9 protein-coding genes are annotated in these 10,979 nt (G+C 72.8%); 1 reads left to right on the forward strand and 8 read right to left on the reverse strand.

Annotated elements, in window-relative coordinates; translation table 11 throughout:
* Positions 1 to 85: 85 nt before the first annotated feature.
* The 6 genes from thrS to F4562_RS21335 all read right to left on the reverse strand — a co-directional run bounded on the left by thrS (position 86) and on the right by F4562_RS21335 (position 7,997).
* Positions 86 to 1,408: a threonine--tRNA ligase gene (gene thrS / locus F4562_RS21310; protein ID WP_260316072.1), complete on the reverse strand. Its 1,323-nt coding sequence runs from the start codon at positions 1,406 to 1,408 to the stop codon at positions 86 to 88.
* A gap of 159 nt (positions 1,409 to 1,567) precedes the next feature.
* Positions 1,568 to 1,957 (reverse strand): hypothetical protein, encoded by a 390-nt coding sequence (locus tag F4562_RS21315; protein WP_184545078.1) that lies wholly within the window; start codon positions 1,955 to 1,957, stop codon positions 1,568 to 1,570.
* Positions 1,958 to 2,204: 247 nt separating this feature from the next.
* Complete coding sequence (locus F4562_RS21320; RefSeq protein WP_184545080.1) at positions 2,205 to 3,311, reverse strand: alanine racemase; 1,107 nt, start codon at positions 3,309 to 3,311, stop codon at positions 2,205 to 2,207.
* A 137-nt stretch (positions 3,312 to 3,448) separates the two neighbouring features.
* Positions 3,449 to 5,017, reverse strand: coding sequence for an IucA/IucC family protein (locus F4562_RS21325; RefSeq protein ID WP_184545081.1), 1,569 nt, complete (start codon positions 5,015 to 5,017; stop codon positions 3,449 to 3,451).
* Positions 5,014 to 6,756 (reverse strand): IucA/IucC family protein, encoded by a 1,743-nt coding sequence (locus F4562_RS21330; RefSeq protein WP_311734164.1) that lies wholly within the window; start codon positions 6,754 to 6,756, stop codon positions 5,014 to 5,016. Before F4562_RS21330 ends, F4562_RS21325 begins: the two co-directional genes overlap by 4 nt.
* Positions 6,757 to 6,800: 44 nt before the next feature.
* Entirely contained in the window at positions 6,801 to 7,997 is a 1,197-nt protein-coding gene (locus F4562_RS21335) for an ATP-grasp domain-containing protein (RefSeq protein WP_184545083.1), read from the reverse strand.
* A 225-nt stretch (positions 7,998 to 8,222) separates the two neighbouring features.
* On the opposite strand from F4562_RS21335, the gene nudC reads away from it, so the two are divergent.
* The gene (gene nudC, locus F4562_RS21340; protein ID WP_311734165.1) at positions 8,223 to 9,200 is read left to right on the forward strand and encodes an NAD(+) diphosphatase; all 978 of its coding nucleotides are present in this window, start codon (positions 8,223 to 8,225) and stop codon (positions 9,198 to 9,200) included.
* A 285-nt stretch (positions 9,201 to 9,485) separates the two neighbouring features.
* Here the strand turns inward: nudC and F4562_RS21345 are convergent, their stop codons facing one another.
* Positions 9,486 to 9,740 carry a mycoredoxin gene (locus F4562_RS21345; RefSeq protein ID WP_184545087.1) on the reverse strand — a complete coding sequence of 85 codons (255 nt, stop codon included), beginning with the start codon at positions 9,738 to 9,740 and terminating at the stop codon, positions 9,486 to 9,488.
* A 58-nt stretch (positions 9,741 to 9,798) separates the two neighbouring features.
* Positions 9,799 to 10,821: an alpha/beta hydrolase gene (locus F4562_RS21350; RefSeq protein ID WP_311734166.1), complete on the reverse strand. Its 1,023-nt coding sequence runs from the start codon at positions 10,819 to 10,821 to the stop codon at positions 9,799 to 9,801.
* Between the last annotated feature and the right edge of the window lie 158 nt (positions 10,822 to 10,979).

Consider the following 10,979-nt stretch of genomic DNA (forward strand, 5'->3'; position numbering starts at 1 on the left):
GGGGCCCGGGTGTGGGCCGCCCGGGGGCCGCCGGGGGCCGCCCGGGGGCCGCCGGGGGCCGTCCGGGGGACTGCCCGCCGGTCGCTCACCCGTTCGGGACGTCGCCCTCCCACAGGCCGGGCGAGTGGCGGGAGGTGAGCGCCAGGACGCGGGCCAGAACCTCGGCCGCGGGCAGCGGGTCGATCCGGCGTCCGTCGCGCAGGCGTAGCGCGACCTCGTCACCGGCCGCCTCCCTGGGGCCGACGACGGCCTGGTACGGCACGAGCCGGGCCTCACGGATCCGGGCGCCCAGGGAGCCGCGCTCCGGCCCGGCGAGCTCCGCGCGGAGTCCCAGCTCCACGCACCGCCGGACCAGCGCGCCGGCCGCGGGTACCTCGGCCTCGGAGACCGGCAGCGCCACGAGCTGGACCGGCGCCAGCCAGGCCGGGAAGGCGCCGCCGTGAACCTCGATGAGGTGGGCGACGGCGCGCTCGACGCTTCCCACGATGCTGCGGTGGACCATGACCGGCCGGTGCGCGGCCCCGTCCGGCCCGGTGTAGCGCAGATCGAACTGCCGGGGCTGGTGGAAGTCGACCTGGACGGTGGACAGGGTCGCCTCGCGACCGGCGTCGTCGGCGATCTGCACGTCGATCTTCGGGCCGTAGAACGCCGCCTCCCCCTCCACGGCCTCGTACGCCACGCCGAGGTCGTCGAGCACTCCGGCCAGCAGGGTCCCTGCCCGCCGCCACATGTCCGGGTCGGCGACGTACTTCCCACCGGCCCCGGGCAGCGAGAGCCGGTAGCGGGCCGGGCGGACGCCCAGGTCGGCGTGGGCCCGGCGGATCAGCTCCAGGGCGGCCCGCGCCTCGTCCGCGGCCTGCTCCGGGGTGCAGAAGACGTGCGCGTCGTTGAGCTGGATCGCCCGTACCCGGCTCAGCCCGCCCAGCACCCCCGACAGCTCCGAGCGGTACATCCCGCCCAGCTCGCCCAGGCGCAGCGGCAGCTCCCGGTAGCTGTGCGCCCGGGAACGGAAGATCAACGCGTGATGCGGGCACAGGCTGGGCCTCAGGACCACCTGCTCGCCGCCCACGTCCATCGGGGGGTACATGTCGTCGCTGTAGTGGGCCCAGTGCCCGGAGATCTCGTACAGCTCCCGTTTGCCCAGCACGGGGGAGTACACGTGCCGGTAGCCCGCCCGGCGTTCGAGGTCGCGGACGTACTCCTCCAGGGCGTGCCGCACGGCGGCTCCGGCGGGCAGCCAGTACGGCAGCCCGGCGCCGATCAGGGGGTCGGTGTCGAACAGGTCCAGCTCGCGGCCGAGCCTGCGGTGGTCGTGCATCGTGGTCTCCTCGCGGACGGGAGGGCGAGTGACCGAACGCCGAAGCCCCGGGGCACTCGCCCCGGGGCTTCGGACAAAGGCAACTGTCAGCGCGCCGGGACATCCTCCGGCGTCGTCGTCACAGCGGCACGCTTCATGCCGGTGAAGGTAGCAGACGGATCACCGCGTCCGCACGCGGGTTACGACCGGTCGGGCCGGTCGGGGTACGGTCGTGGCCGACCGTGCCGGGAGCGGCGTGATCGCGGACGGTCATGGCTCGTCCATCCGCAGCCCGTGCTCGCGCAACACCTGGTCCACGGTCTCGCTCAGCAACCGGCGATCGTTGTAGAAGCGGTCGAAGGTGTCGTAACGCTTGTCCACGAAGGCCAGCGCCTGAATCTTGACGATCTCCAGCATGTCGGCCTCGCCCGGGCGGATCAGCGGGGCACGCAGCACGTCGATCATGACCGGTCGCACGTCGTCGGGTCCTTGACGCCGCAGCAGGTTGGCGACCGTCACCCGCTTCCGCCAGTCGTCGAGCGACCAGTAGCGCTCGACGAGCCGTCGCACGTCCTCCGCGGGCACATGGTCGGACGCGTCCTCGGCCGCCGCCCAGTCGGCCATGAAGATGATGTCGTCGAAATCGTAGGAGTCGTACACGTGCTTCCGTTCGTCCTCGTCGCGTTGTCGGACCGGGGATCGCCGGACTTCCCGAACGGTCGGCGTCCCCTCGCCGGAGCAGGTCCGTTGCCTCGCCGACAGCCCTCCGCAGGACGCATGGTATCCAGCGATATGCCTGATACATGCGCATATCGCTCTCCTCGTGGCCCCGTTGAGAACGCGGTGATCGGGGCCGGGAACCATCGGTGCCCAGCCCCTTCCCCGGCGGGGGATGCCCGGCGGGCCCCTAACCGGCCGCCCCGTCCGGCAGGTAGTGGAAACCCGGCGCGGGGTGCATCAGGAAGTCGTGGTGGGAGATGTTCCAGGCGTAGGCACCCGCCATGGTGAACTCCACGACGTCACCGGGGGACAGCGCGACCGGGACGTTCCGGGCCAGGACGTCCTTGGGCGTGCAGAGCTGGCCGACGATCGTGACCGGTTCACCCGGGGGGAGTGGGGCCACGGGCTGGGAGTGGCCCTTGGTGGCGGGGGTCCGCAGGTGGTGGGTGCCTCCGGCGACGACCGCGAACAGCTCGCCGTGGACCCGTTTGACGTCGATCACCCGGGTGACGTACCGCCCGCAGTAGACGGTCAGCGACCGTCCCGGCTCGATCCGCAGCACCTCGCCCGGTCGCCGCAGCGAGGCCAGGCCCTCGCCGTAGGCGCGCCAGTCGAACCGGGCGGCCGGGTCGGCGTAGGAGACGGCCATGCCGCCGCCCAGGTTGACCTCCGAGACGCCGAGCCCCCGCGCGTACTCCAGCACGGCCGCCGCGAGCTTCAGCAGGGCGGGGGCGTCGAGCCCGCTGGCCAGGTGCGCGTGGACCCCGCGGAACCGTACCGCGTCCTGCCGCTCCAGCATCGCCACGCACTCGGCGACGCCGTCCGGGTCCATGCCGAACGGCGTCGCACCGCCGCCCATGGCCAGTGACGCCCCCTCCACCGGCACGTCCAGGTTGACCCGGAGCAGCACGTCGGCCGGGCGGCCCGCGGCCAGGAGGCGGCGCAGTTCGTTCGGGCTCTCCACGTGCAGCCGGGCGACGTCGGACAGCAGCTCCGCGTCGGTCTTCCCCGGGCCGCCGAGCGCGACGGGCATGTCGGGGAACAGGCCCCGCACGTGCGCGAGCTCCCCGGCGGAGGCCACCTCGAACCCGTCCACGTGCCGGGCGAGCACCCGTAGCAGGTGCGGGTCCGGGTTGGCCTTGACCGCGTAGTGGAGCTCGACGTCGCCCAGCGCCTCCCGTACGGCCGACACGTGCGCGTCGAGCTCCGCCAGGTCGTAGACGTACGCGGGCAGTTCCTCCGGAACCCGTCCGTGAACGTACGCCGGTGGTTCCTCCGGAGCCGGGCCGCCCACGCCCCGTCCGTGAACGCCCCGTCCGTGAACGCCCCGTCCGTGAACGCCCTGCCCGTGAACGCCCTGCCCCTGAACGTCCCGTCCGCCCACGTCCCGCCCGCCCGTGTCCCGTCCGTGAACGGCCTGGCCGCCCGTGCTCATGACAGCACCACCAGCGGGTTGGCGACGGGCACGTACCCGGCGGAGCGGTCCGCCGTACGTGCCCACCGGACCGACAGGTTGGCCTTGGCGGGCAGCGGGGCCCCGGCCAGCAGCTCGGACAGCGGCGCCGGCCATCCCCAGGAGTGCGCGTACCCGGCCAGGACCTCCCCGGCCACCGCCCACAGGTCCCGGGTGGGCCCGGTCCCGGCGAGTGAGGCGGCGACCTCGGCAAGGTGGTTGACCATCAGGCAGTAGACCACCCGGTTCCAGCCGCCCGCCTCGTCGTAGGTGAGCGCCTCGGCGACCCGGCCGGGCAGCCCGGACAGGTCGTGACGCCCGGCGACCAGCTTGGTGCCCTCCATGTCGCGGAAGACGGCCTCCACGGGCAGCCCGGCCTCGTCCACGCCGATCAGCACGTTCTGCAGGTGCGGTTCGAGCACCACGCCGTGGGTGAAGTACGCCTCGAGCACCGGCGGCGCGACGCACTCCACGTACGCCCGCCACCACCCGGCCGGGTCGGTCACGGACACCCCGGGCACGGACCGCCCGGCGGCCACCGCCCCGCTCAGCAGCGGCGTCACGCCGGGCCGGCAGACCGACCACGGGCTGGCGCGGACGATCACCCCGAGCCCCTCCAGCAGCCGGGTGCCCAGGTCGGCGGAGCGGTAGCCCGGCTCGGGCAGCCAGCGGGTGCCGGGGAAGCGGGCCGACAGGTCCCGGAAGACCGGCTCCAGGCGACGGCTCAGCTCGACCGCGCCCGCGAGCTCGTACCAGGAGTTCTTCCGCAGGCAGTTGGTGATCCGCACGTCCAGGCTGAACTTCAGGCACCGGTCGATCAGCGGCTCGTAGACCGTGCGGACCGACGAGGTGGGCACCGAGGGCCGGGTGCCGACGCCCAGGTCGACCAGGCGACCGTCGGCCAGCGGTGCGGCCAGGTCCGCGGCGAGCAGTTCCAGCTGCCACGGGTGCGCGGGCAGCAGCCGGTAGCCGGGCGGCGCCTGGCCGAGGGCGTCGAGCGACCCGGCGTCGCCCGCCTCGGCCAGCACGTCGTCCCTGACCCCGAGGAGCCGCAGCGGGAAGCTCGCGTGCGCCTCGGGGGCGTAGCGCAGCCAGCCGGCGCCGTCACGCGCCTTGGGGCTGGGGTGGAACGGATGCCCGAAGACCAGCTCCTGCTCGGAGGCCAGCCACGGGTCGGCCGGGGGCGGCACGTCCCGCCGGGCCGCGAGCGACGCCGCCATGACGTCCCGGCTCGCGCTCACCTGGGCGGCGAACTCGTCGTTGCCGCCGCCGAGCTCGGCCTCCACGAGCCGGACGAGCAGGTCGACCGGGAGCGGCTGCCAGGAGCCGTCCTCCAGCCACTCGACCGGGCCTTCGAAGCGCAACGCGAGCCCACCGTGGGTGCGGGCCCGCAGCAGGGTTCCGGCCACGCGCAGCAGCACGTACGGCTCGGCGTGCCAGACCTGCCCGCGGGGCCCTGCCACCTCCCGCACGCAGCAACGCAGCAGTGCCGCCAGGGACGCCTCCTCGGCGACGGCGACGGGGGAGCCGAGGGTGAGACTGGTCATGAGGTCCTTCGCGTGGTCGCGGCCTGCGTGGTCAGGGACGGCTGACGGAGATAGTTCGGTCCGCTCGTGCCGTAGAACTTGTTGACGTCGCGTGCGCCGGTGCGTGACTTGTCCACCAGGGTCCCAGCGGTGATCATCGACTTGCCGACCAGCCGGGCGGCGTCGAGGGTCCTGGCCCGCAGCAGCCTGGCCGCCGGGTCGTCCCCGTACGGTTCCAGCGCCGCGGCGAGCGCGTCGCGTACCAGCTCCGCGGCCTGCCGGGACGGGAGCGTGCCGAACGCCACCGCGGCGGCGGACAGGTGCAGGGTGATGGTCACGAACACGTCGGCGAGCGCGTGCGGGTCGTCGGTGAACATCCGCCGGTCGGTGAAGGCGGGCACCGGCAGCCCCGCGGCCCGGAGCCGGTCGGGAGAGGTCAGCAGGCCGTCGTTGTCCTTGACGAGCAGCTTGGCGGGACCGTTCCCGAGCACCAGCGACAGGTTCTGCTGGTGCGCCTCCAGCGCCGTGCCGTACCGGACGAAGAGCCGCACGTGGAAGTCGAGGAGCAGCCGCAGGTACCACCCGAGCAGCCGGGTGACGTCCCCGCCGAACCATCGCCCGGCCACCTCGTGGGCCACGAGACGGCCGCCGGGCAGGGCCGCCGGCAACGCCGCCACCGGGACGACCTCACCGGCGGGAAGGCGGCGGACGAGCCAGCCCAGATATTCATGCCCGGCGTGCCCGAAGGTCTGCTCGTCGGCCAGGAGCACGTCCGGGTGGGGCATCGACCGCAGCAGCAGCTCCGCCCGCGCTCCGTCGGCCAGCGTGTCCGGCTTGATCGACCTGCGGTTGCGCAGCCCCAGTGTGCTGGTGGTCAGCGGCAGCTTCAGGTGCGTGCCGGGGGCGACCTCCACGGTGCGCATCGACAGCGTGGGCCTGACCCGCAGGTACGGCTCCGGCGCCGTGACCGCCCATGGGATCTCCTCGACCACGGGGACGGTCAGGGGGTGCACGGGGAACAGCACATGGGTCGCCGCGAGCTCCTCGGCCAGCCCGACCTCGGCGAGACCGGGTGCCATGGGCGGTTCCGCGCCGGCCAGCCGCTCACGGGGCACCGCCGCCCACCGGAGCGTGAAGGCGGGTGCGAACTCCGGCGCGTACGCCACCAGCTGCTCGTCGGTGAGACCGGCCCGGCACCGGGCGGTCGGGTAGACGGGGTGGTCGACGAACGCGGCCAGCGTCTCGTACCGCACGGTGTCGAACCTCTTGTCGGCGTCGACTCCCCGTACGGTGCCGGGTCCCCGTACGGTTCCGGGCTCCTTTCCGGTGCCGGGTCCCCATATGGCCGGGGCGTCCAGCCGGGCCAGCACCTCGCGGCGGCGGGCGTCGTGCAGGTGGAGGCCGCGCAGCGCCTCGTGACACTCCTGGACGAAGGCGTCGACGCCGGACGTGTCGGCCGGATCGGCGACCTCGCGCAGCGCACCCAGGACCTCCTCCAGGCGCAACGCCTCCTCCGGGGCCACCACGAAGTCCTGGAACAACGAGCCGGGGACCAGCCGTACCCGGCGGCCACCCGGCAGGAGCAGCGCCACGCCGTCCTTGCTGCGGGTCACCCGCCCGGCCAGGCCGCCGTAGTCCTCGCGCAGCAGGGCGTCCAGCACCCGCGCCGCCAGGTACGGTTCGCGCGGGCCGGTGAGGGTCCCGCCGCGTACGTGATCATCATGCGGTTCACGTGGGGTCGGGAGGGGCCCGTCGTGCACGTGATCATCGTGCGGTTCACGCGGGCCGGTGAGGGTTCCGCCGTTCACGCGATCACCCAAGGGTTCCCGGCGGTGAAGGCCGCGATCGCGGCGTCCACCCCGGCCCGGTCGGGGCCGACCGCGCGGACGACGCCCAGGTAGTCGCGGTTGGTGTGGCTCAGGTCGACCCGGTCGCCCACGGCGCGCAACGGCCGGTGCCAGAGGCGGGCCGGCTCGCCGGGCGGGGGATCGACCGCGCCGGGGGCCGCCACGACGGTCCCGGAGCGGTCGGCGACGAGGCTCAGCGCGGTCCCGTGCCCCTTGGCCGGGCCCGGGGCGTCAGGCGCGGCTCCCAGGTGCACTCCCAGGATGAGCTCGAACAGCGGCACGTCCAGCAGGTCGGCCAGGAGGAAGTCGCAGTGGTCGCCGATCACCCGGTAGTTGACCTCGATGATCCGCGGGCCGGCCGCGGTCATCACGTACTCGGTGTGGCACGCCCCGAACCCGGCCCCCAGCGCTCGGAGTGCCCGGAGCACGTGGTCGCGTCCGGGAGGGTCCCCCTCCCAGTCGAGGCGTTCCTCCACGAAGTACGGCGGCGGGCCGAGAGTGGTCCGGAAGCCGCCGAGCACGTGGATCCGCTCTCCGTCGCCGAGCGTCTCCATCGTGTGCAGAGGCCCGTCGAGATACTCCTCCACGACCAGCGCCTCGCCGGGCCGCCGATCCCGGATCGCCCGCACGGTCCGCGCCAGCTCGTCCGCGTCGCCGACCAGTACGACGTCCTCGCTGGCCACACCCTCGCGCGGCTTGACGACCGCGGGGAAGGGCAGGTCACGCGGGGGCGGGTCACCGGGGGCCAGGCGTACCGAACGCACGCTCTCCACCCCGGCGGCGGCCAGCCGCCTGCGGGTGAGCGCCTTGTTCTTGGCGTCGACGCAGGCACGCCAGTCCTTGCCCGGAAGACCGAAGTAGGCCGCGGCCAGCGCGGTCTCCGCCTGGATGTGATCGGAGTTGGAGAAGACAGCGTCCGGCGGGTGGTGGTGCGCGATGGCGTCGACCACCGCGCGGGCGTCGCGCACGTCACAGTGGAGCACCTCGACCCGCGAGGCCATGGGGACCTCGGAGGTTTCGGAGGTCTCCGGGAGGGAGTGGCGTTCGGGCCGGTCGGTGAGGATCGTGACCTCGCAGCCCAGGGCACGTGCCGCCGGGAGGAAACCGTCGGTGACCGAGTCGGTCGGTTTCAGCGCGGTCAGGTACAGCCGCAATGCAGAACCCCCGATGAACAGGTAAGGCTAACCTAATTCGCCGAATCCTAGCCGGACGGAGATCATCATGCGGAGGCGATTGAGGATTCACGGTATATGTTCCGCGCGGCCGGTAGCGGTGGTCCTCCGCTCAGCCCCGAGACCGTGTGCCGTGAGGTGTCGTGCGCCGGGAAGCGCCGCACCGGGCGGCATAGGATGTGCAGGCGGTTGGGAAGGCGGAACAGCGTGGAGATCACGGCACAAGAAGGACTGTTGGGGCCGCTGCTGCTCGCACGCAGCGCGATCGACCGCTCGGCGGCGCTCCGGAGCGACGCCGAGTGGCTCGAAAGGGCGTGGGCGGACGGCGCGACCAGGGTCGTGGTCGTCGACGGCGGGCAGACGCTCGTCCGGCGGAGCGGCGGAGAGGCGCGGCTGGTTCTGCTGCCCACGGACGAGGCCCCCGCGGGGGAGCGTTACCTGCTCGGCGTCGACGCCGAGGGCATCGCCTACTTCGCGGTGTCGGCATCGCTGGAGGGCGTCGAGCACAACGGCTCCTTCGAGCGGATCGTCGCCCCGCTCGCCCCCTCGCTACTCCGGGAGGGTGAGACGGTCACCGCCGGGCTCCGCCAGGTGGGGTCGCTGCTCGGCGACCTGGACGCCGGGCTGCTGGTCTACGCCGTCGCCCTGGAGGCGTGGCATTCCACCCACGAGTTCTGCCCCCGCTGCGGCAGCCGTACCGAGGTCCGTTCGGGCGGTCACGTACGCGTCTGCCCCGAGGACGGCAGCCAGCACTTCCCCAGAGTCGATCCCGCGGTGATCATGCTGGTCCACGACGACCGCGATCGCTGCCTGCTGGCCAGAGGACCGCAGTGGCCCGAGGGGCGGTTGTCGGTGCTCGCCGGATTCGTCGAGCCGGGTGAGTCGCTGGAGCACGCGGTGGCCCGCGAGGTGGCGGAGGAGGTCGGCGTCCGCGTCACCGACGCGCGCTACCTGGGCAGTCAGCCCTGGCCGTTCCCGCGCAGCCTCATGCTCGGCTTCTTCGCGCGGGCCACGTCCACCGACTTCGTACTCGATCCCGAGGAGATCTCGGAGGCCCGCTGGTTCACCCGCGCCGAGCTGCTCGCCGCGATGGAGAGCGGCGAGGTGCGCCTGCCCCCGCAGGTGTCGATCGCCCGCAGGCTCATCGAGACCTGGTACGGCGAGCCGCTGACCGGAGACTGGTGACCCGTCCCCCGGTCGCGCGCTGGAATCCCGGGCCCATGAGCCCGCGCTCGGTCGCGTACCGGTGTTCCGCGCTCATCGAACCCGGCCCCGGTCGCGTACCGGTGTTCCGCGCTCATCGAACCCGGCCCCGGTCGCGTACCGGTGTTCCGCGCTCATCGAACCCGGCCCCGGTCGCGCGCTGGAATCCCCCGCGTGCTTGAACCCGCCCCGGGGTGCGTCCCGGGGGCTCGGGCCCGGACACGCGAGAGCCCCGGCGGACGACGTCCGCCGGGGCTCTCGACACGGCTACGCGCCGGCACCCGCCAGGATGCGCTTGACCTCGATCACCGAGGGATTGGTCCTGACGACCTGGCCGCCGGGGGAGTCCACCACGACGGTGGGCACGGTCTGGTTGCCGTTGTTGACACTCATGACGAACTTCGCGGCGTCCGGGTTGCTCTCGATGTCGATCTCCTTGTAGGAGATGCCCTCGCGGGTGAGCTGGCTCTTCAGCCGCTTGCAGGGGCCGCACCAGGTGGTGGTGTAGACAGTCAGCGCCATGTCGTGAGAAATCCCCTCATGTGATGTCCGGCGCCATTGGCAACAAAACGAAAGCCGCTCATCTTCCCGAGCCGAAGAGCTTCTCCGCCACCCACTGCTGAATGGTGTCCGCGACACCCGGCAGCCGGTAGAGGGGAGCGCTGTGCTCGACCCCGGGTTCGGTCAGCACCGTCACCGGGATGCCGACGTGGGCCAGGTGATCCCTGAGCTGGTAGCTGTGCTCGGCCGCGACGAACTCGTCCTTCGAGTGCACGGTCAGCACGGGCGCGTCACCCCGGCTCGCGTGCCAGGGGACCTCCATGCTCGCCCAGATCCTGGCGCACTTGCCGGTGGGCTCGCAGCCGCCGGCCAGCTTGATGGCCGCCGCGCGCAGCTTGCGCCTGTTCGGGTCGGAGGTGTGGGCACCCTCGGTGTAGGCGGTGAGCGGCGAGACCACCGGGGAGATGCCGACCACGCCGCGCAGCCCCGGCAGGCCGTTCTTGTAGGTGCCCACCGAGGTGGCGAGGTGACCGCCCGCGGAGAAGCCGACGACGGCGTAGTTGTTCGGGTCGAAGGACCACAGCGCCGCGTGCCGGCGCGCGGTGGCGATCGCGTCCAGGACGTCGGTGCGCTGGGCCGGCCAGCTCGCGTCGCCGGAGAGGCGGTAGTTGAGGTTGAAGACCGTGTAGCCCTGCTCGGCGTAACTCCGGCTGATCTCGGTCATGTACTTCTTGTCACCGGACGACCACCAGCCGCCGTGGATCAGGAAGACGCCGGGTCGTCTGATGTCGTCCGTCTGGTGCCAGACGTCCATCCGCTGGCGCCCGTGCGGGCCGTACGCGACCGTGTCGATCACGGTGCCATGGACCAGCGGGTCGTCGCTCCCGCTCGGCGGGGGCGGCGTGGGGTTCTGGATGTCGGGGTCGCCCCCGGTCTTCCCCGCGCTGGACTCCGTCTTTCCCGCCGCGGACACGGCGGACACGGCGGACACGGCACCGGCCGGAGCGGAGACGGCGTGCGCGTGCGAAGGCGTATGGAGCGCCGCGGGGACCATCACCAGCGCCGCCAGAGCGAGCGCACCCACGGTTACCGCAGTTCGCACGTTTTCCTTCCTTCCCAAGCTTAGTCCGACCCCATTGTGGGGTAGGAAGGCCGGTTTGCGCATCTCAGCGAACGGCATAGGTTGACGGCGGCATGTTGCCAGAATGAGCGATGCTTGGCCAGCGGCGGGCAGGATGGTGCCGCCCGGTCCGTTCGACA

The organism is Streptosporangium becharense, from assembly GCF_014204985.1.
Taxonomy (GTDB): domain Bacteria; phylum Actinomycetota; class Actinomycetes; order Streptosporangiales; family Streptosporangiaceae; genus Streptosporangium; species Streptosporangium becharense.

Excerpts from the sequence above, each read along its gene's own strand:
- F4562_RS21325 (WP_184545081.1), bottom strand. The coding sequence starts at position 5,017 with ATGACCAGTCTCACCCTCGGCTCCCCCGTCGCCGTCGCCGAGGAGGCG.
- F4562_RS21345 (WP_184545087.1), bottom strand. The coding sequence starts at position 9,740 with ATGGCGCTGACTGTCTACACCACCACCTGGTGCGGCCCCTGCAAGCGG.